This is a genomic window from Pedobacter sp. MC2016-05 (assembly GCF_026239735.1).
GTDB lineage: Bacteria > Bacteroidota > Bacteroidia > Sphingobacteriales > Sphingobacteriaceae > Pedobacter.
The window spans coordinates 1-20,821 of record NZ_JAPIVT010000028.1 but is presented as its reverse complement, the minus strand read 5'-3'; the positions used below and the strand labels follow the sequence as shown (position 1 = coordinate 20,821).

Here is a 20,821-nt window from a genome sequence, read left to right as displayed (position 1 = left end):
CTTCGTTTCATTATACGTTTGTTTTCTGGAATTGCCAAAGTGTATTTATAATTGAAATAAATAGTAAAATGGTATATAGCCTTCGTTTTTTGAGACAATAATTTAAAAGGAAATCTTTTTAAATTTGGTAGGTGTCAAGGCGTCAATAAATTTTTAAACTCAGGATTCAATTCTTGATTTCTGCTCGTAGAATCATTTACATATTACCATAACGACAGCAGATTGGAATAGAATGGTGGGCTGGTACTCGACTTTAAAAGTTCTTTGATTCATTTTAAATTATGGTAAATGAAGATGAAAATTAACAGGGTAATTTTTAGTGCCTTGGATGCACATTTTGCGAAGCGGATTATTTAATAAACAAAAGCATCACGCTTATTATGACTACCTTACCGAAAACTATAGGCATTATGAAAATCGCTGTTTTTAGCACCTGCAATTATGATCAGGAATTTTTAGAAAAATACAACACCTCGCATCAGCTTGTCTTTTTTGAACAGACATTGAATCTTGACAGTGCGCCAATGGCGCAAGGCTTTCAAGCTGTTTGTCTTTTCGTTAATGACAGGGCTGATGCCGAAGTTCTCTCATCGCTTGCTGAATACGGGATTAAGGTGATACTTCTCCGTTGTGCCGGATTTAACAACGTGGACCTTGACTTTGCGGAGGAGGTGGGTATAAAAATCCTCCGGGTTCCGGCCTATTCACCGGAGGCTGTAGCGGAGCACACCCTGGCAATGATGCTGACCCTTAACCGTAAAACCCACAAGGCATATAACAGAGTCAGGGAAGGAAACTTCTCCCTGGAATCTTTAATGGGGTTCAATATGCACGGCGCTAAGGTTGCCCTTATCGGAACGGGTAATATCGGGAAAGCGTTATATAAAATTCTCAAAGGATTTGGCTGCAGGATTTCTGCCTATGATCCCTATCCAGATGCTGAGCTTGTGGCAGACGGTCTGGAATATATGGATTTACGTGAAGCATTGAGCGATGCTGAAATGGTATCGTTGCACTGCCCACTAACAGATGAGTCATTCCATATGATTAATGAAAACACGTTAAAATATTTCACAAAAGGGGCAATGTTAATCAATACGAGTAGGGGAGCCCTGGTAGATACAGCAGCAGTAATCAATTCATTGAAGTCTGGTCAGTTAGGTTATCTTGGCCTGGATGTCTATGAACAGGAAGCTGCGCTTTTCTTCCAAGACCTTTCGGGGGAGGTAATTCAGGATGATCTGATTGCCAGATTGATATCATTTCCAAACGTACTTATTACCTCACATCAGGGCTTTTTTACTCGTGAGGCAATGCAGCAAATCGCAGAGACAACTTTTTTGAATGCAGATGCATTTGTCGCTGGAAAAAATATGATTAATGAAATTAAACCATGACTTCTCAGCTGCAATCGCCTAATGAATTACAATGTTAATTAGACTACAGGTTAGGTCATCATCATTTACTACAGATGATGATTATATAAAAATGAAATCCTCAATAATTTACTATTCGAGTTTTCATGGGTGTTCTGGGGCAGGAATTTTCCCTTGCGATATTTCATATAATTAAGCTAATGTTTTCCAATTAATGGGAATGAAATATTATATTATGAAATCTCGACCCGAATGTAAACCGGGTTGAAGCACAGGTAACCAGTTTGCAAAATTATGAGGCACATTATGTCGTGGGATTGAATAGAATGGCTAAATCTTATTTTATCGATAGCATTGTTAAAAGACGTAACTTATTTACAAAAAGACTCAAAAACAATTCGTTTTTTGAGTCTCGTTGATAAAAATAAAATTACCAGAAATGATTTCAAAACACTTTTCAGCCTGAAAAACACTGTACTAGCTGTGTTATCTTTAAGTTGCAAACGGATGGATGGATACGTAGCTTTAGACTTATAAATGTAAAAGAACTACTATCCGAACTAGGTTTGCGAAAAGGATAAACGGATTTCGATGTAATGCTAACCGTTGAATACAGATAATAAAAAATTATAAAGTTGTTTTCTCTCTACTTTATGTCTGATTACCGAGCCTAATATTGGAAAAAGAAGCCTTATTCATCTATTTAATGCCTCTGAGCAATTGGGCTACAATTGCTTAGAAGCTTGCCATTTGGTTTCCTGATAGAATGATATTAGATTTGAACCAGATTTTTTGAGGAGCATTATTTTAGATTGACACAGTTTGTTTTACATACCCCAGGGACTCCAGATCGGGCTACAAAGATCAAAATCTCTTATCTTTTAATCGGTCCAGCCTGTTGACCAATTGATCCTTATTGAGATTTTATATCATTTAATTGTGATCAAGGAAATATCTTGTATATGTCATTTCTTGTTACAAAACGGGCTAACTCAATTGTGTTTTCATCTTTATAAAATCCCAATCGATAATCCCCAACTCGCCAACGATAAGCTGTAGAGAAACCTTTCATTTTTTTAATATTTGCAAGCTCTTCTAAGCTTTCAGCATTTTCAATCTCTAAAATAAATTCTTTGATTTTATCTTTTAATTTTCTATCGTTGAGTTTCTTAATATCATTTAGAAAACTTGGTAAAACAATAATTTCCATTAGTCCAAAGCCTTCATTAATTCCTCACGACTTACTACATTATTTCTATCTGCTTGTTGCATAAGTAATAGTAAACCCAAGTCCTCTTTATCTTCTTCAGACAATGTCTTCAAGCGTTCTTTTTCTTTATATTCGACGTAAAAAGAAACAGCCTTTTCCATAACAGCTTTAACACTTACCTCTTCAAAAACAGACAATATTTTTAATTTAGTTAGTAGGCTTTCGTCAATATCTATATTCTTTTTCATTTCGGCAATTTCATTAAGTAAATATATAAAATATACATTATATACACAAAGTATTATTTTGTTTCATTTTTTATGATTTTTTACTGTTCTGCATTTTTTGTATTTCCTAGTTAATATGAGCATCAAGTATTTTGGCATATCTATAAAATGTCCTTTTTTGAGACGTATCATTTATAGAATAAATAGAAATGCTTAAAGCATCTCAAACTACTCAAATGAAAGAGTAGGCAAACAGAAATTATTTCGTTCTTAGACATTACCGCAGGTCGTTTTGAGGGCTTGCCCAGAAGAAAAGAGCGAGTAGTTATATCGAAATCTTTGCAAAACTCATCTACAAGACAAAAAATATCACTAATTCTAGAGTAGTCAATCATAAAGAATTATATCTAAGTATTTGTTTTTAAGACACTTAAATATAAGGTTTTTTCTTTTGATTGACTAATTTTTTACCTCATTTATTAATCGAACTCCTCAGGTTAAAAGTATATTTTTTTACTATTCTTCGTTTTTTGAGACAATTAATCCATATTTTTTTACGTCGACCACAAAGCCACCGTTATATGATAGAATTCAATTAGGATGACTTATTGCTTTTACAGACGGCATATATAGATAGTTTAATTTTTTTTTTACTTTTGCATCAATCGAAATGAGAAAAGTTAAACAAGTTTCATATAACCCTGTGACAAAGCCCTGAGTTCTTTCAGTGACTCTTTTCTTCCTTAGCTAATTCCATCGCTAAGGCAATGCCTCTTTTTTTTATAATTTTGACCTTTAATTTTATTGGTATGTTCTTACGTACACGTTTTTTTGATTTTTCTCAAAAAGTCAACTACAAAACCGAGATTTTGGCTGGCATCACTGTGGCCATGACCATGATGCCTGAATCTCTTTCATTTGCAATCTTAGCAGGCTTTCCACCATTAGTTGGTCTTTATGCAGCCTTTATTATGGGGCTTGTTACCTCAATTCTGGGTGGCCGGCCTGGGCTGATCTCAGGCGGTGCAGGAGCAGTCGTAGTTGTGCTGATTGCTTTGATGCAGGCGCATGGAATTGAATATGTATTCGCCGCTGTAGCCCTCGCCGGCGCCTTTCAGATCCTGGTGGGTCTTTTCAAACTCGGGAAATTTATCAGACTTGTTCCTCAACCGGTAATGTACGGCTTTGTTAATGGACTGGCGGTTATTATATTTATGGCCCAGGTTGAACAGTTCAAAACTATCATCAATGGGAAAGAGGCCTGGTTGACAGGTAGCCCACTTTTAATCATGGTCGGGTTGGTTGCGCTCACCATTGCTATCGTACTATTCTTTCCAAAGATAACAAAGGCGGTTCCACCATCACTGGTTGCCATCATTGTTGTTTTCCTAGTCGTCCTTGGGTTCGGCATCGATACTAAAACAGTAAGCGATATTGCATCTGTCAGCGGAGGGTTTCCACCATTTCATATTCCTCAGATTCCATTAACAATGGAAACCTTTCAAATTATATTGCCCTATGCCGCGATCATGGCAGGAGTTGGGCTTACAGAGGGGCTGTTAACACTTAACCTGGTTGACGAAATTACGGCAACAAGGGGAAATGGTAACCGTGAATCAATAGCTCAGGGCATTGCCAATATTTTGAATGGATTTTTCTATGGTATGGGAGGATGTCCAATGATCGCTCAGACTTTGGTAAATCTTTCAGCAGGGGCGAGAGCCCGGCTGTCGGGCATAGTGGCGGCACTCACCATTTTGCTTATCATTCTGTTTGGCGCACCGATAATCGGCTTAGTTCCAATGGCTGCCCTGACAGGCGTGATGATCATGGTGGCAGTGGGAACCTTTGAATGGATCAGTTTACGGATCATCAATAAAATGCCAAAACAGGATATTTTTATTGGCATACTGGTGGCTGTTATCACCGTTTGGCTTCATAACCTCGCCCTTGCAGTTTTAATTGGTGTAATTATATCGGCACTTGTTTTTGCCTGGGAGAGTGCAAAAAGGATTCGTGCAAGGAAATTCGTGGATGAAAATGGTGCCAAGCACTATGAAATTTACGGGCCTTTGTTTTTTGGTTCAGTTACCGCGTTCACAGAAAAGTTCGAAGTCAATAAAGACCCATCTGAAGTAATTGTTGATTTTAAAGACAGCCGAGTGTCGGATATGTCTGCTATTGAAGCATTAAACAAGTTAACAGAACGATACCATCTCGCCGGTAAAAAGCTTCATTTAAAACATTTAAGCGAAGATTGTAGGCTACTACTTAAAAACGCTGAAGGTGTTATTGATGTTAACATATATGAAGATCCGACATATCGTGTGGCAATAGATAAATCTTAACTTTAGACTGTTTGAGTGAAGTTATTACAGTGATAACTCGCTCAAGTGGTTTTAAGATCATGCAACGGAGAAACGTTGAATAGATGGATGACTTTAATAGATATTTTTGGTCGATGCTATAGTCGGCGCATGTAAACTTGCGGATGAATGAAAGATTACACTTTTAAACAGACACCTTCGTTTTGCACCCTTCAGCGGGTATTGTCTCCGGAAAATTTTTAAATATCAAATTGAATTGTTAAGAAAAATCCGAAAAGGCGTACCAGTTAATGCAATAACGTGATCTAAAATTTGAGGTATTCCCCTTTATAAGACCAGCAACTTCCAGCGCTTCAAGTGCTTTGCAATTGGCAAATCGCTTATTATACCCTCAATACAACCTTCCTGCCTGGCAAGCCGGATCATTATGGTCATCCGGGCTGGGTGCGCTAGTGTCCGCATGAACTTTGCAAGTTGCTTTTCTATTGGCTCATAGTCTCTGGCATTGACTTCCATTTGCTTTGGTATTATTTGGCTAGTCGCAGTGCAACTGCAAATTCACCTGGCAACAGGCTATTCTCAATCATTTTTGCTGAGGATTCGACATCATAATCAAATTTTCTAAATTCTACCTGTATGTTGTTTTTATCTGATATGGAGCTGTCCGGAGTAATGGTAATTATCACATAGCAGCCCCTGGGATCTCCGTCTTTAGGCTTTCCTACCGACCCAAGGTTGACAACATGCTTGAACTTATTATCACTGTCCTTTAAAATACGATGGTAAGGCTTATGAGAATGGCCAACAAAGAGCATGTCTGCACCTGCTTTCAGCATCATATCTAAAACATACTTTTCATCCGTATCTATTAAAATATATTCATCAATGCTTTTGGTACTGCCGTGCGCAAAAACAAGATTGAGTGTTTCGGATTGTAGCTTGTATTCCAATTTAATGTGCGCAGGCAGTGTCTTCAGATAATCTCTGTTATCCTGGCTGATTAAATGATACGCATAATTCTTACCTGGCTCCTGTAGACTATTCGAGGTTGTAATTAATTTTTCAACCTTTTCATCATGATTGCCTTTCAAAGTTCCGATTCCACGTCTACGGATCTCCTGGATAACTTCGTTTGGATAAATGTGGTATCCCACCAAATCACCAAGGCAATAAGCAGCGTCGGGTTTTTGGTCATCCATATCATTTAGCATTGCTTTAAATGCCGGTAAATTGGCGTGGATATCTGAAAATAGCGCTATTTTTATACCTTATCCTTTACGTAACATGACTGCATACTCATTCGGAAGGGGACTATCCTCTACGGCTTTAGCTGCCTTTTCTATGTCGTACTCAAAGCGAATAAATTCAACTTTAATGCTTTCTTTATCTGTTACTGCACTATCAGGGTTGATAGTTAAAATAACATAACCACCCCTTGGATCGCTGTCCTTTGGCTTACCTACTGAGCCTATATTAATGGCATGCCTGAAATGATCTCCACCTTCAGCGCCTGAGTTTAATATTCTATGATAAGGCTTATGGGTATGGCCAAAACACATAATATCAGCATCTGCCTGTTCCATGATCCGGAGCATGCTTTTTTCATCACGGTCTTCAAAAAGGTATTCATTCACCTTACGGGGACTGCCATGTACAAAAAGAATATTGCGCTTATCGTGGTTCAACTGGTATTCCAGTCTAATGTGAGCAGGGAGGGTTCTTAAATAAGCACGCTGCTCGTCCTTTACCACTTCATTGGTGTAGGAGATAGAAACCTTACCTAATGCTTTTTCTTCATCTGTTTTATAGGCACAACCGCAATCATCACTAGACCTGCCAATACCCCAGTCATAATTTCCTGCGATAGTTGGTATGCCTCGTTTGCGGATTTCATCTATTACCTCGTTTGGCCAGATGTTATATCCAACTAAATCTCCAAGGCAGTAAATTGCGTCCGTATTTCTGGTTTCAACGTCTTTAAAAAAGGCTTCCAGGGCAGGAAGATTTGCATGGATATCGGAAAAAAGTGCAATTCTCATTATTGTATGGTGTTTAAGGTTTCCCGAGGATAGTATTTTTTGCGGAAGTAAAAAGCAAGGTTGACCAGAGCGATCAGTGCCGGGACTTCAACCAAAGGGCCAATAACACCAGCGAATGCCTGTCCCGAATTGATTCCAAAAACACCAATAGCAACTGCTATGGCCAGTTCAAAATTGTTTCCCGTGGCCGTAAAAGCAATTGAGGTACTTCTTGGATAGTCTGCTCCGAAGTAACGGCCAGCAAAAAAGCTGATCACAAACATGATCGAGAAATAAATAACCAGGGGTATAGCAATTCTCACAACATCCATAGGAATCTGTACAATGAGCTCTCCTTTCAGGCTAAACATAATTACAATTGTAAATAGTAAAGCGATAAGTGTAATCGGGGAAATCAGAGGGATAAACTTGTTTTGAAACCAGTCTTCACCTTTCAGCTTTATAAGTCCGTACCGACTGATTATACCCATTGCAAAGGGAAGCCCCAGGTAGATTCCTACGCTTTTAGCAATCTCAGAAATGGTGATGTTTACTTCAAGACTCTCCAGACCAAAAAAAGGAGGCAAAACGGTAATAAAGATATAAGCAAACACACTGTAGAGCAATACCTGAAAAATGCTGTTCAGTGCAATCAAACCCGCTGCATATTCCCTGTTACCCTCCGCCAGCTCGTTCCAAACCACCACCATAGCAATACACCTTGCCAGGCCAATAAGGATCAGTCCAACCATATATTCCGGATAATCTCTTAAAAAAGTGATTGCTAAAAAAAACATTAGAAGTGGGCCAATTACCCAATTCAGGACAAGCGAGACGCTTAAGACTTTAGTGTCTTTAAACACTTCTCCCATCTTTTCATATTTCACCTTGGCCAGTGGCGGATACATCATTAAGATCAGTCCGATAGCTAAGGGGATATTTGTGGTTCCGCTGGAAAACGAATTGATGAATCCAGAGGAAGACGGAAAAAAATAACCGGTTGCTACACCGATACCCATTGCTAGGAAAATCCATAGTGTAAGGTATCGGTCTAAAAAGCTTAATTTTCTTCTTTCGGTTATAGGTGCGCAGTTGTTTGCAGACATGTTATAATTTATTTAGCAGCAACCGCCACCTGGTGTACACACTGATCCGGAAACAGCAAGATTCTGCAATTGTACTTTCTGTTTTACTTCAGGAACACCACATAGATCCGGGGCAAGGCATGCTGTTGTCTTAGCAATAAGCAAGAAGTTTTTACCATCGTAACCAAGGTCGTATTTACCAATTGTCTGAGCCTGGTATTCTACTTCGATTTCTAGATCTTCCATCCCTAATACTTTTTCAGAAAGTGATATAATGTTTAGCAGCTTGCCTGCTTTCAAACGATGTTCAAAATCGTTGGCATCCCAAAGTTGAAAGTTGGCCACTTTTTCATGACGTACTGTACCGCCACAATCAATAAAGTCTTTTGTAACAACACCAACTTCGGTCACATGGAAATGTTCAGGAACTGGTGTACCGTTTTCTAACTGAAAGTTTACGCTTTCAGCTTGCGCCAAGTGGGCTTTTATTTCTGATAGTTTCATAATCAAATATCTAGGTATTATTATATTGCAATTAAACGATTGAATTGATTAAAAAAAAGCTAGCAGCAGTCGGCTTTTAGCTTATATGATCCAAGGAAAGCACCTATTTGGGTTTCCAGTAATTTCCATGTTACCGGGTTTATGCAATAACAAACGCTAACCCCTTCAATGGTACCCTGGATAATCCCGACAGACTTTAATTCCCTTAAATGCTGAGATATTGTAGCTTGGGCAAGACCCAGCTCTTCTACAAGATCACCACAAATACAAGTATTGGAAACTAGTATTCTTTGCAGAATAGCAATACGGGCAGGGTGGGCCATTGCTTTTAATAGCTGCGCAAGCTGATTCTGCTCGGAGGTAAACATTTCGGTTTTTGTAAGTCCCATAATTTATATTGCAATATTACGATTGTTCTCGTTAAATAACAAATTTATCAGAGCATTCGTAACTTAAATTGGATAGCAATAGTGCAAATCCACTGTTTTTTGTAAGAAAGATATGCTTTTCATCTTTTCTTTAAAAAGTCATAAGAAAATATTTTTAGGATACTCTTGGTGCATAGATGATTATACAGACACCTATCAAAGCAATGGTTGCACCAATTATATCAAATTTGTCGGGTTTAAATCCATCGACCTTCCATGCCCACAATAATGCCATAACAATAAACACTCCGCCATAAGTTGCATAAACTCTACCAAAATTTGCTGTTTGCCACGTAGCAATAACTCCATAGGCAATTAAAATTATTGCTCCTATTATTCCGAAATATAGAGGTTTACTCTCTTTCAGCCATAACCATATAAGGTAGCCACCCCCAATTTCACAGAAACCTGCTAAAATAAATATTGCCAATGATCTGATTACATCCATACGCCAAAATTATTATTATTTTCATATTTAGGTTAAATGCATAACAAACATAGATTAATTATTATTCATTCGTTTTCTGAGATAGTTTTCTCTTTGATGTAATTATATAAATAACCCAATAGCCGAGATATGATAAATAGCATGATTGATAACTTTCGAAATATCGAAATGAATATTGTTACACAAAATTTTTTGTCATCAACTCTTTTTGGCTAACTTTAGCGCATTGAAAAAGCGCATTACTTTTACTATTCTGGTGCTGTATTTATTCTCTACTACGGAGTTCAGGGAGATACTGAAACTTCCTGTGCTTTTTCAACATTTTAATGAGCACAAGCAGTTCAACTGTAATCTAAGTTTCTTCGGTTTCATTTACGATCATTATAATTCTGTACCACATACCGATAATGATCAGGAAAGAGATGATCAGCTACCGTTCAAAACCATTGATATGAGTAGCTTTTTAACACCCGCAATTCCCGTTTCGCATTTAAACAATTTTGAAAAGGCTGTTAAAATAATTGTTAAGAATGATGCTTTCCATTATACGGAAGGCTATATTCCAAGTCCGGATACAATTAAAATCTGGCAACCTCCCAAAAGCATTTCCGTAATCTAGGTTCAGGAAATGCCCTCTTTTTGTGGTCATTCCTTTTTTAATTGAGAAAGATCATATTCATTTTTTATGCTTAATAGAATCATTGGGTTTTCTGTAAAGAACAAACTCATCGTGGCGTTGTTTACCATCGCCCTAATTATATATGGAGTTTTTGAACTCTTTAAATTGCCGATAGATGCTGTGCCCGATATTACCAATAATCAAGTGCAAATCATTACCGTAGCACCCTCTTACGGCGCAACTGATATTGAGCGCTTGGTCACTTTTCCTGTAGAACAGGCCAGCAGCAATATTGCCGGGATCAAAGAAATTAGGAGTTATAGCCGGTTCGGTTTATCACTTGTTACACTGGTTTTCAGTGATGATGTAGATGTTTACTGGGCGAGACAGCAGGTTTCAGAACGCCTTATTGTTGTTCAGGAATCCATTCCTGATGGAATTGGAAAACCTGAAATGGGGCCCATATCGACTGGCTTGGGAGAAATCTACCAATATGTGGTCAGGCCGGAAAAAGGTTATGAGGGAAAGTACGACATTACCGAACTTCGAACTATTCAAGACTGGGTAGTTCGCCGTCAGTTGCTTGGGGTGAAAGGTGTTGCCGAAGTGAGCAGTTATGGTGGTAAACTGAAACAATATCAAGTTGCTATCAGTCCTGGTAAGTTGCAGTCGTATGGAATTACCATCGCCGATATTTTTGATGCGCTGGAAAGCAATAACCAGAATACCGGCGGGGCTTATATTGAGAAGCAATCTACCGTGCTTTACATCAGGAGTGAGGGATTGATTGGCAATAAGGAAGATATCGAGAATGTGGTAATCAGGAGCAACAAGGGTGGTGCGCCTTTACTGATCAGAGACGTTGCAGAAGTAGTGATTGGTTCTGCAACCAGATATGGCGCACTTACCTATAACGATCAGATAGAAGTTTCTGGTGCAATTGTGATGATGCTAAAAGGAGCCAATAGTAATGTGGTAATTAAAAGTATCAAAGAAAAGATTGCCGAAATCCAGAAAACCCTGCCCAAAGGTGTAGTTATTGAACCTTTCCTGGATCGTACCAATATGGTAACCAATGCAATCAGTACTGTACAGACCAATTTATTGGAGGGTGCACTGATCGTGGTTTTCGTGCTTGTACTATTTTTGGGAAATTTCAGAGCTGGTTTGCTTGTGGCATCTGTTATCCCTCTATCGATGCTTTTTGCTGTCATCATGATGAACCTTTTTGGGGTTAGCGGAAACTTAATGAGCCTTGGCGCTTTGGATTTTGGTTTGATTGTAGACGGAGCCGTCATTATAGTAGAGGCAGTCATGCATCAGCTTAGCCACAACGAACGGTTTGCAGGTCTAACCATGCTTTCTCAGCAGGAAATGGATAAGCAAGTAAAAAGTGCTTCTTCAAAAATGATGAACAGTGCGGTCTTTGGACAAATTATTATCCTGATTGTTTATCTGCCCATTTTTGCCTTACAGGGAATTGAAGGTAAGATGTTTAAACCTATGGCGCAAACAGTGGCCTTCGCCCTGCTTGGGGCATTTATTCTCTCATTAACTTACATTCCGATGCTGAGCAGTGTTTTCCTGAGCAAAAAGATTAAAACCAAGCAAAACTTTTCAGATCAGATAATGGCTAAAATCGAATATCGATATCAATCCTTACTAAAAAGGGCATTGCGAATCCCTAAGGTCATCATCGGCTTCGTTGTTTTTCTATTCGTGATTGCTGTTTTTCTGCTGAGCAGGATGGGCGGCGAATTTATTCCATCAATCGAGGAAGGTGACTACGCGGTTGAAACCAGGATGCTTTCGGGCAGTAGCCTGAATACCACGATGGAAAATGTAAAAAAAGTTGCAGGTATTTTAAAATCGAGGTTTCCGGAGGTAATCAATGTAGTGACCAAAATAGGAAGCAGTGAAGTACCCACCGAACCCTTGCCAATGGATATGGGTGATATGATCATCAATCTGAAACCCAAATCGGAATGGACAACAGCTAAATCTTTCGATGAACTCTCTGAAAAGATGGGAGCTGCCGCAGCCGAAGTTCCAGGGGTAACCACTAGTTTTCAGTTTCCTGTTCAGATGAGGTTTAATGAGCTCATGACTGGCGCCAGGCAGGATGTGGTGTGTAAGATTTTTGGAGAAAACCTGGATACGCTGGGGATTTTTGCCAAGCAGTTGGGGAACCTGGTCAAAACTGTAGATGGCACCACTGAATTGTATGTGGAGCAGATTACGGGTACACCTCAGATCGTGATTAAATACAACCGGGCGGCTATCGCACAGCACGGTTTGAATATCTCGGAAATCAACAGAAATATTAACGCAGCATTTGCTGGTCAGAGTACCGGGGTGGTATTTGAGGGAGAAAAACGGTTCGATTTAGTGGTGAGGTTGCAACACGATCAGCGGAAAGAAATTCAGGATGTTCAGAATTTACTGATCCCGACACCTGCGGGGATACAAATTCCTTTAAACCAGGTGGCATCAGTGACATTGGTCGATAGTCCAAGCCAGATTCAGCGTGAAGATACACGGCGAAGAATACTGGTTGGTTTTAATGTGAACGGCAGGGATGTGGAAAGTATTGTAGAAGAACTTCAGGAGAAAGTAGCAGCACAAATTAAGTTGCCCACAGGCTACACCGTAAGCTTTGGTGGCTCATTTGAAAACCTGAATGAGGCGAAATCACGTTTGTCTGTTGCGGTACCGGTTTCATTGGTGCTGATATTTTTACTCTTATATTTTGCTTTTAATTCCATCAAATATGGCCTGCTGATCTACACTGCTATTCCACTTTCGGCCATAGGAGGGATTTTTCTACTCTCCATCCGTGGGATGCCTTTTAGCATCAGTGCCGGTGTAGGCTTCATTGCACTTTTTGGAATTGCCGTACTCAACGGAATTGTATTGGTGGCAGAATTCAACCGGATCAAAAATTCCGGAGAAACAGATTTAAGAAAAATTGTAACCAGCGGAACGGTAACCCGTTTAAGGCCAGTACTGATGACTGCTTTCGTAGCATCACTTGGTTTTTTGCCTATGGCCTTAAGCAACGGTGCAGGTGCATCCGTCCAACGACCTTTGGCTACAGTAGTAATCGGCGGCTTAATGATTGCCACTCTACTTACTTTATTTGTTCTGCCTGTTCTTTACATTGTCTTTGAAAAAGGCATCAAGGCAAAAGTTGCGAAACCCGTTATTGCCACAATTTTAGTATTGATGGCTTTCTTGCCAGCCAGCGCTCAACGAAGAATTTCTGTTAACGAAGCCATTGAAACCGCCGTTTCCAATAATTTATTGATCAAAAACCGTCAATTGAGAGCAGAACAAGCCAAGCTACTCATTAAGACAGGAAGTAATCTTCCGAAAACTATCGTTGGGGCAGAGTATGGAAATTTCAATAGTCCGCTTACCGATGATAAGTTCAGTATCTCGCAAAGTTTCAGCTTGCCAACTGTATACAACAGACAAATCAAACAGCTGAGCGAGGAGTGGAAGGCTATTTTGATGGAGGTGAATGTGAAAGAAGCAGAGATTAAAAAAATCACGAGGTCTGTATTTTATGAACTGCTGGTAATTGATGAAAAGGACAAGCTGTTGAAAAGAATGGACTCGGCCTATACTGCATTTCTAAGGGTTGCTATATTGCGCCTAAAAGCTGGGGAAACCAATATGCTCGAAAAGGCATCTGCCGAAAATCAGTTGTCGCAATTGAAAATTCAGGAGAAAAACCTTGTTCATCAAAAAGATTTGCGCTTACGCGAATTGATGCTCTTGATGAATACCAATGAAAAGCTTGTGCCCATTTCAGGCAAGTTAAAACTAGATGTACCACAAGCTGATAGTTCAGCACTTGCATCACATATTTATTTGAACTGGCAGCGCCAGCAGGAGCGGGTTGCAGAAGCATCTATCAGAACGGAAAGGGCAAAGCTTTTGCCTGATATTTCCTTGGCTTACAATAATATGAGCTTGCAGGATGGCATTAGTTACAACAGGGGAAGCAGGTTCCAATCTGTTCAGCTTGGCATAGAAATTCCGGTGTTTGCAGGTGCCCAGAGGGCGAGGATAAAATCTGCCAAAACGCAGGAGCTGATTGCGAAAAACGATACGGATTACCGGAGCAAACAATTGCATACAGAATTTGAAAGCGTACTCATGCAGGTAGATCAATATGAAGATGTAGTCGAAGAGTATGAGAACACTGCATTAAAAAATGCAGTTGCCGTAACGCTGACTTTAGATAAACAGCTTAAAAACGGAGAGATCAACTATCTGGAATGGACCATCCTCAATCAACAATCTTTACAGGTTCAGCTCGATTATTTTGATGCGGTAAAAAACCTGAACAACAGCATTATTAATTTAAATTATCTTTTATCAAAATAACAATGAATTTTAAGTTATATCAACAGTTCTTAGCCTTTGCAGCCTTGTCAGTATGCTTAGTTGCTTGCAGTAGGAAGGAAGAAAAAACAACGGAAGAACCCAAAACGACGAATAGTGATTTGGTGTATTTGAATGCGAAAGAAGCTAAAAACATCAACCTGGAAATTGGCGAAACGAAACTTCAGGATTTGGGCAAGGTACTAAAATTAAGCGGACAGATAGACGTCCCACCTCAGAATCTGGTTTCGGTAAGCATCCCTTTGGGTGGCTATTTAAAATCGACAGAAATGTTGCCGGGAACGAGGGTTCGCAAAGGCCAGGTATTGGCGATAATGGAAGATACGCAATACATACAACTTCAACAAGATTATTTACGAGCGAGCAACAGACAAGGTTTTGCCATCAAAGAATATGAACGCCAGCGCGAACTGAACAGTACCAAAGCCAGTAGCGATAAGGTGCTTGAGCAAGCAGAAAGTGAGTTGAAAAACCTGAATGTGGAAACCAGTGCGTTGGCAGCTAAACTCAGCATGATCGGAATCAACAGCAGGAATCTGACGGCCAGAAACATCTCGCGTACAATCAGAGTTTATTCGCCCATTAATGGTTATGTAAGCAAGGTGAATATGAACATCGGTAAATATGTAACTGCATCAGATGTGATTTTTGAGCTTATCAACCCTGAGGATATTCATCTAAACTTAACGGTTTACGAGAAAGATCTGGACAAAGTTTCCATCGGACAGAAGGTGACCTCCTACACCAATAACACCCCGGATAGGAAGTTTAGCTCCAGCATTATTCTAGTCAGCCATTCCTTAAACGAAAACAGAAGTGCCGAGGTGCACTGTCACTTCGATCAGGAAGATAAAAGCTTAACACCTGGCATGTACATGAATGCTGAGATTCAGCTGAATGCCAAAAGGGAGAAAGCGATACCTAATGAGGCCATCGTCAATTTTGAAAAAAAGGACTATGTATTTATCAAAGAAAGCGATTCCACCTTCCGTATGACTGCTTTGCAAAAAGGGGTGTCGGAAAATAATCAAACTGTGGTTGGAAACAGTTTGAATGGGAAAAAGATCGTTTTACGTGGCGCATATTCGCTGTTAATGAAGTTGAAAAATACTGCAGAGTAAAGATCTTAGGCCTATCAAAAATTCACCGCTTTTTAATAGAATGCTTATCACTTGATTGTTATTCACCAAACCGAAATCCAGTACAATTAAGTTTATTTCGTAACACTTGCAACCTTAGCATATGAAACAACATCTTATTAAAAATTACATAAATGAAGTGCTTATATCTTTTTACGATTTGCCTGATACTCACACAAAAGCTTAACGCACAATATATTTTAAAATCCCAGGCTATAGCAGATATTGATTACTATAACCAAGCGCTATTTGAAGTTCATTACAATCCGTACTTATATATAAGTCAGGAGTCATACAGAAAGGTAACAGATAGCTTAAAAAACTCAATTGGTGACTCCATATCAGTGAAATCGTTCACAATGGTCATGAGTCATCTTACATCAAGCATAAAGGATGGACACACCATGCCCACCATAGTTCAGCAGATTTTTAAATCTGATTTTAAGAAAAATATATACTTTCCATTTGAATTAGTTGCTGATAAAAATTATAATGTCTATTTGCCTGTCCAGAAAAAGCAGTTCAACATCCCAACCGGAGCATCAATCACTTCTATAAATGATTTAGATATGAAAAGCTTCTATAAAAAAACAAGCTCAATGATTGGTGGATTGCCCTCTTACCAAAAGGAAATGGCAATAAATCTTATCGGAAACTTCTTGTATCTCTCTGATGTAAAGCCTCCTTTCAAGGTGCGATACCGATATAAGGGAAAGGAAAACTTCATCACTATTCAGGGGGGAATTCCCTTAAAAGAATGTTTAGCAAAAGCATTACCGCAGATAAATAACCAGAGGTTCAAGTTTGAAGTAAAGGAAAACAAGATAGGTTATCTGGCCTTAAATACCATGGAGCCGGATTTTAAAGCATACACTGCATTTTTTGATTCTTGCTTTACGGCTTTAAAAACTAAAAATATTAATACCATGGTTATTGATCTGCGTAAAAATTTGGGTGGCAATTCGCAGATTGCTGATTTATTGATCAGTTATTTCAATGTTAAACCATATTCACTTTCCGGAGGTCGATTTTGGCGTGTTAGCCAACGATATAAAGACTTTCTAACTGGTCACGGTGATTCAACCCAATCTTATCTTAAGAAAGAAAATAATACAGTATTGGATTATAGGAAGTGTGGCCCACACGACCCTATGTTTGTAGATAATAAACTCTTATTTACCGGAAAGGTATATCTTATAACAGGGCCGTTGACATTTTCAAGTGCAAATATGTTGGCTGACGGGGTAAAAGAATATCACATGGCAACAGTTATAGGACAGCCTACCGGGGAAAATACCAATGATTTTGGTGAAGGTTATCTAGTGGAACTGCCCAGCAGTAAATTAAAAATTCAAACCACTACTACCTTTGACCTAGGTGTAGATTGTGATCCAAATACCAGCCATGCAGTAATTCCTGATATACTGATTGAACCATCCATGAAGGATAAAATTCACAATTCTGATCGGGTAATCAGCTATATACTCCAAATAGTACGCTAAATTATCAATCATCGATTTTGCTTTTTACTTATGATATACTTTCCATTATTTCATTCTTTTCTTGATTCATTCAATACAGACAATGTTGAATTCTTAAAACACCTATCTTGTTTACTAATGGTAGAAAGGTTTTAAAAAAAAATAAAAGTTGCAAGAAGACGTGGGCAATCTTTAAAGAAAATAGAATTTCGGAGTGGGAAAAATACACCTATACAACTTATAAAGAGTCTTTCTTATTGAATTTTATTAATTCCACATGAGTAAATAATAATATTAAGCAAATGCTAATTATTCGCAATCGCCTTATAAAAAGCTTCGCGATAAACTTCGCCCAATGGTATTGTTTTTTCTCCAATGCTCACACGGTTTCTTTCGATACTGGTAATCTTATCAATGGCTATAATAAAAGACTTATGAATTCGGATAAACTGAATGGAAGGTAACTGCTCTTCGGTTTTTTTCATGGTTTGCAGACTGGTGATCTTTTCGTTGGCTGTATAAATCATCACATAGTTTTGCAAACCCTCAATGTATAGGATATCAGCTATGTTAACCCTAACCAGCTTGTATTCGGTTTTTACAAAAATATGGCTGATTTCTTTTTCCTTCACAGAAAATGAGGCGCTTGGTCTGGCTATCTCTGCCAACCCTTTTAAGATGAGCCGGGCTTTTTCTACAGCTTTATAAAAACGTTCAAATGAGACGGGCTTTAATAAATAATCAACAGCATCGTTATCAAAACCTTCCAGGGCATACTCGGCATAAGCGGTGGTTAAGATAACTAAACATTTCCCTTTTACGATCTTCATGAACTGAAGTCCACTGAGCTCGGGCATCTGTATGTCGAGAAAAACCAGATCTACTTCACCCTCAATTACTTTATTTAATGCATCCAAAGGGTTGACAGTAGTAAAAGTTAAACTCAGAGATGGAACTTTAGAGATATAATGTTCTAAAACATCAATGGCCAAAGGTTTGTCATCTACAACGATGCATCTAATCATAAAGGTCAATTTTTAAATCAACAATAAAGGTATCAGTTTGAGGGTCAATCAAAAGCTTATGGCGGTTTGGATAGATCAACGCGAGGCGCCTTTGAACATTGACCAAGCCAATCCCGCCAGTTCTGTCTTTTTTGGCAACATTTATTTTATTGCGAAGATGCAAATGAAAAGCCTGCTGATCAATAGTAACTAAAATTTGAATGGGTTCTTCTCTATTTTTAAAAACACCATGTTTAAAGGCATTCTCTATAAAATTGATCAGAATCAGTGGCGCAATTTTCTGATGTTCTATTTTGCCCACTACTTTGAAATTGATATGTGAATTGCCTTTTTGTCCAATTTTTTGTAGGTCGATCACATTGTTCAGATAATCTATTTCATTTGCCAATGGCACATAAGGGTCATCACTTTCCCTCAACATATAACGCAACACCTCAGAAAGCTTAAGTAGGGCTTCCGGTGCTTCTTCAGATTGTTGTTGGGTAAGCGAATAGATATCGTTAATGGTGTTGAACAGATAGTGTGGATTTACCTGTGATTTTAAAAAGGCCAGTTCGGTTTTTAAATGTTCCTTCTCTACTACTTCTTTTTCGGCACGGATGGTGCGCCAATCCATTAGGTAACTCAACAGCAGGCCCAAAAAGATATTCAGAAAATTGGCACCCAAGGTAATAATGAAAGCGAAAAATAAGTCGAGATCCATGTTATAGCTCTTCCAGCCGATTAAAGGATATACAATCTGTTCCATTAAGTAGTATAGCGGGCTTAATAAAATGATAACGCATGCCAGTGAAACTATATATCTAAGGATGGTTCCTTTTTTTAGTACATACGGAATCAGGAAAAGGTAGTTTATATAAAAGAACAAAGCTGAACAGGCAGTTTGTAAGGCTTTAACAGGTAATACAATGGATAGAAATAATCGCAAGTCGAAATGTGTACCCAGAACCCCGGTACCCAGGGCTACTAACAACACCTGCAGCAGTACCAATAGCCAATAACCGATATGCAGATAGAAAAATAATCGTTTGTTCATGGTTTAAAAGTATGTTAAATTAAGATTGTAAGGAAGGTAAATACACTACAGGGTCAATTTCATTGACAAGATGGGTCAACGCATACACAAGATTGATTTACGCATCATTTCTTGCTTGTCAGCAAAAATTTGGCGTTGGTCAATCGCTTTTCTTTCTGCAGGCTCAGTTATAGACATTTGAGGAGTCAAACCAAAAATAAGCAGATGAAAACTCTTAAATATTGCTTCATATCCGTTAGCCTGTTTTTCCAGATAGTTAATGTACAGGCACAAGAAAAAAACATGAAGATTCAAAATCAGAATATAAAGCAGTTCATCCAGATATGGGGGTTGGTGAAGTACAAATCTCAAAAAAGCATTGTTGGCAAATTTGATGCAGATAAAGTGTTTCTATCACTGATTGATTCGGTTAAAAATGCTGATGAAAAGCAGTTCAGCCGGTTGGTATCAACGATGATAGGATCAGTTGATCCTGCGTTCTCGGCAAAAGCACACCATTATGACCACGATGCATTAAACAGCTACCAGCATTTGCTTAAAAATGTTGACTACAATTGGATTCAAGACAAGAGGTATGCGGCTGCTTTGAGAAAACAATTAAGGGCATTGTCCAATCAGGTGAATCTGAGTGCCAAACATCAATATATTCCTGCAGTTTGGTATGAAAGCGATCTGCCAAATGAAGCTGCCTATAGCACTTATGCGTTTAACGAGGAGAAAATGAATTTACTGACCCTTGCAAAGGCCTGGAATGCCATTGAATATCTTTTTCCCTATAAATATATTATGGATAAGGACTGGAGAAAGGTTTTGACATCAATGGTACCTGTATTCAGGGAGATCAAGAACAGGTCCGACTATGAGAAGAGTGTTTTAATTTTAGAGGTTGCAATTAATGATACCCACGGAGGAGAGTTTATGGAAAACGGCAATTTGAAAATGATCAGTGATATTTTCAAAGTCAGATATTATCCGCCCTTTGATTATAAAGCGGAGGGCAAAGGCATTATCGTTAAAAATTTCTTAAACGATTCTCTGGCAAAAAGTAGCGCATTGAAAACAGGTGATGAGATTGTCGCCATAAATGGAATAAAAACGGAAGGTTGGCTTAAAGAGAGAGGAGCATTGCTACCTGCCTCCAATGATGCCGTTAAGTACAGGGAGTTAAGTACATCCAATAATGACAGGGGTGATACTTTTGCATTTAGCAATTTAAAGGGTGAGACTTTAAATGTAAAGGTGAGAAGAGATGGAGCCTATTTAAATCTCAGGTTGGAGATGTTAGACCGTCGTAACAGAGAGAGTATCAAGATTATTGAAAATGATATTCTGCAAAAACGGGCTATAGAGAAAAAAATCAGAGGTATAGAAAATATTGGTGACGATATCACTTTGTTCAGGGCTGGTAATTTCTTTGATAAGGACCTTCCAAAAGACAAAGACCTTGCAAGACTATCAACTGAACTGAACAGTAAAAACGCGATA

17 protein-coding genes are annotated in these 20,821 nt (G+C 38.6%); 7 read left to right on the top strand and 10 right to left on the bottom strand.

Translation table 11 applies throughout. From position 1 onward, the window contains the following. Positions 1-380 precede the first annotated feature (380 nt). A complete protein-coding gene (locus tag OQZ33_RS22675) occupies positions 381-1,397 on the top strand; it encodes a 2-hydroxyacid dehydrogenase (protein ID WP_265801791.1) in 1,017 nt (338 codons plus the stop codon). A 922-nt stretch (positions 1,398-2,319) separates the two neighbouring features. On the opposite strand, the gene OQZ33_RS22670 is transcribed toward OQZ33_RS22675, so the two are convergent. Continuing rightward, entirely contained in the window at positions 2,320-2,586 is a 267-nt protein-coding gene (locus tag OQZ33_RS22670; protein WP_265801790.1) for a type II toxin-antitoxin system RelE family toxin, read from the bottom strand. After that, on the bottom strand, positions 2,586-2,834 hold the full coding sequence (locus OQZ33_RS22665; RefSeq protein WP_265801789.1) for a hypothetical protein: 249 nt from the start codon (positions 2,832-2,834) through the stop codon (positions 2,586-2,588). Before OQZ33_RS22665 ends, OQZ33_RS22670 begins: the two co-directional genes overlap by 1 nt. A 788-nt stretch (positions 2,835-3,622) precedes the next feature. On the opposite strand from OQZ33_RS22665, the gene OQZ33_RS22660 reads away from it, so the two are divergent. Next, positions 3,623-5,161, top strand: coding sequence for a SulP family inorganic anion transporter (locus tag OQZ33_RS22660; RefSeq protein WP_265801816.1), 1,539 nt, complete (start codon positions 3,623-3,625; stop codon positions 5,159-5,161). A gap of 506 nt (positions 5,162-5,667) precedes the next feature. On the opposite strand, the gene OQZ33_RS22655 is transcribed toward OQZ33_RS22660, so the two are convergent. From OQZ33_RS22655 to OQZ33_RS22630, 6 genes are all read right to left on the bottom strand, one after another. Further along, the gene (locus OQZ33_RS22655) at positions 5,668-6,399 is read right to left on the bottom strand and encodes a metallophosphoesterase family protein (RefSeq protein WP_322975128.1); all 732 of its coding nucleotides are present in this window, start codon (positions 6,397-6,399) and stop codon (positions 5,668-5,670) included. A 9-nt stretch (positions 6,400-6,408) separates the two neighbouring features. Next, positions 6,409-7,179: a metallophosphoesterase family protein gene (locus OQZ33_RS22650; RefSeq protein WP_265801788.1), complete on the bottom strand. Its 771-nt coding sequence runs from the start codon at positions 7,177-7,179 to the stop codon at positions 6,409-6,411. Continuing rightward, a complete protein-coding gene (arsB, locus tag OQZ33_RS22645) occupies positions 7,179-8,264 on the bottom strand; it encodes an ACR3 family arsenite efflux transporter (protein WP_265801787.1) in 1,086 nt (361 codons plus the stop codon). Before arsB ends, OQZ33_RS22650 begins: the two co-directional genes overlap by 1 nt. A 12-nt stretch (positions 8,265-8,276) precedes the next feature. Continuing rightward, on the bottom strand, positions 8,277-8,747 hold the full coding sequence (locus OQZ33_RS22640; protein ID WP_265801786.1) for a DUF6428 family protein: 471 nt from the start codon (positions 8,745-8,747) through the stop codon (positions 8,277-8,279). A gap of 59 nt (positions 8,748-8,806) precedes the next feature. Further along, the gene (locus OQZ33_RS22635) at positions 8,807-9,136 is read right to left on the bottom strand and encodes an ArsR/SmtB family transcription factor (RefSeq protein ID WP_265801785.1); all 330 of its coding nucleotides are present in this window, start codon (positions 9,134-9,136) and stop codon (positions 8,807-8,809) included. Between the two features lie 154 nt (positions 9,137-9,290). After that, positions 9,291-9,623: a YnfA family protein gene (locus OQZ33_RS22630; protein ID WP_265801784.1), complete on the bottom strand. Its 333-nt coding sequence runs from the start codon at positions 9,621-9,623 to the stop codon at positions 9,291-9,293. Between the two features lie 226 nt (positions 9,624-9,849). Between OQZ33_RS22630 and OQZ33_RS22625 the strand changes: the two genes are divergently transcribed. The 4 genes from OQZ33_RS22625 (at position 9,850) to OQZ33_RS22610 (ending at position 17,296) form a co-directional block, all read left to right on the top strand. After that, positions 9,850-10,242: a hypothetical protein gene (locus tag OQZ33_RS22625; protein ID WP_265801783.1), complete on the top strand. Its 393-nt coding sequence runs from the start codon at positions 9,850-9,852 to the stop codon at positions 10,240-10,242. A 66-nt stretch (positions 10,243-10,308) separates the two neighbouring features. Continuing rightward, positions 10,309-14,637, top strand: a complete 4,329-nt coding sequence (locus tag OQZ33_RS22620) for a CusA/CzcA family heavy metal efflux RND transporter (RefSeq protein WP_265801782.1) — start codon at positions 10,309-10,311, stop codon at positions 14,635-14,637. 2 nt (positions 14,638-14,639) lie between these two features. After that, a complete protein-coding gene (locus OQZ33_RS22615) occupies positions 14,640-15,776 on the top strand; it encodes an efflux RND transporter periplasmic adaptor subunit (protein ID WP_265801781.1) in 1,137 nt (378 codons plus the stop codon). Between the two features lie 152 nt (positions 15,777-15,928). Beyond that, on the top strand, positions 15,929-17,296 hold the full coding sequence (locus OQZ33_RS22610; RefSeq protein ID WP_265801780.1) for a S41 family peptidase: 1,368 nt from the start codon (positions 15,929-15,931) through the stop codon (positions 17,294-17,296). A gap of 284 nt (positions 17,297-17,580) precedes the next feature. Here the strand turns inward: OQZ33_RS22610 and OQZ33_RS22605 are convergent, their stop codons facing one another. Both OQZ33_RS22605 and OQZ33_RS22600 read right to left on the bottom strand, forming a co-directional pair. Further along, entirely contained in the window at positions 17,581-18,300 is a 720-nt protein-coding gene (locus OQZ33_RS22605) for a LytR/AlgR family response regulator transcription factor (protein ID WP_265801779.1), read from the bottom strand. Further along, entirely contained in the window at positions 18,293-19,336 is a 1,044-nt protein-coding gene (locus OQZ33_RS22600) for a sensor histidine kinase (protein WP_265801778.1), read from the bottom strand. The genes OQZ33_RS22605 and OQZ33_RS22600 overlap by 8 nt, the downstream gene beginning before the upstream one ends. 204 nt (positions 19,337-19,540) lie before the next feature. Here OQZ33_RS22600 and OQZ33_RS22595 point away from each other — a divergent pair. Further along, the coding region (locus tag OQZ33_RS22595) for a PDZ domain-containing protein (protein ID WP_265801777.1) at positions 19,541-20,821 on the top strand (1,281 nt) is incomplete at its 3' end.

What these genes read in the sequence shown, in the direction of transcription:
- OQZ33_RS22635 (WP_265801785.1), bottom strand. Translation starts at nt 9,136, where the DNA reads ATGGGACTTACAAAAACCGAAATGTTTACCTCCGAGCAGAATCAGCTT.
- OQZ33_RS22610 (WP_265801780.1), top strand. Translation starts at nt 15,929, where the DNA reads ATGAAGTGCTTATATCTTTTTACGATTTGCCTGATACTCACACAAAAG.
- arsB (WP_265801787.1), bottom strand. Translation starts at nt 8,264, where the DNA reads ATGTCTGCAAACAACTGCGCACCTATAACCGAAAGAAGAAAATTAAGC.
- OQZ33_RS22600 (WP_265801778.1), bottom strand. Translation starts at nt 19,336, where the DNA reads ATGAACAAACGATTATTTTTCTATCTGCATATCGGTTATTGGCTATTG.
- OQZ33_RS22620 (WP_265801782.1), top strand. Translation starts at nt 10,309, where the DNA reads ATGCTTAATAGAATCATTGGGTTTTCTGTAAAGAACAAACTCATCGTG.
- OQZ33_RS22670 (WP_265801790.1), bottom strand. Translation starts at nt 2,586, where the DNA reads ATGGAAATTATTGTTTTACCAAGTTTTCTAAATGATATTAAGAAACTC.
- OQZ33_RS22650 (WP_265801788.1), bottom strand. Translation starts at nt 7,179, where the DNA reads ATGAGAATTGCACTTTTTTCCGATATCCATGCAAATCTTCCTGCCCTG.
- OQZ33_RS22615 (WP_265801781.1), top strand. Translation starts at nt 14,640, where the DNA reads ATGAATTTTAAGTTATATCAACAGTTCTTAGCCTTTGCAGCCTTGTCA.
- OQZ33_RS22665 (WP_265801789.1), bottom strand. Translation starts at nt 2,834, where the DNA reads ATGAAAAAGAATATAGATATTGACGAAAGCCTACTAACTAAATTAAAA.
- OQZ33_RS22605 (WP_265801779.1), bottom strand. Translation starts at nt 18,300, where the DNA reads ATGATTAGATGCATCGTTGTAGATGACAAACCTTTGGCCATTGATGTT.
- OQZ33_RS22640 (WP_265801786.1), bottom strand. Translation starts at nt 8,747, where the DNA reads ATGAAACTATCAGAAATAAAAGCCCACTTGGCGCAAGCTGAAAGCGTA.
- OQZ33_RS22630 (WP_265801784.1), bottom strand. Translation starts at nt 9,623, where the DNA reads ATGGATGTAATCAGATCATTGGCAATATTTATTTTAGCAGGTTTCTGT.
- OQZ33_RS22660 (WP_265801816.1), top strand. Translation starts at nt 3,623, where the DNA reads ATGTTCTTACGTACACGTTTTTTTGATTTTTCTCAAAAAGTCAACTAC.
- OQZ33_RS22675 (WP_265801791.1), top strand. Translation starts at nt 381, where the DNA reads ATGACTACCTTACCGAAAACTATAGGCATTATGAAAATCGCTGTTTTT.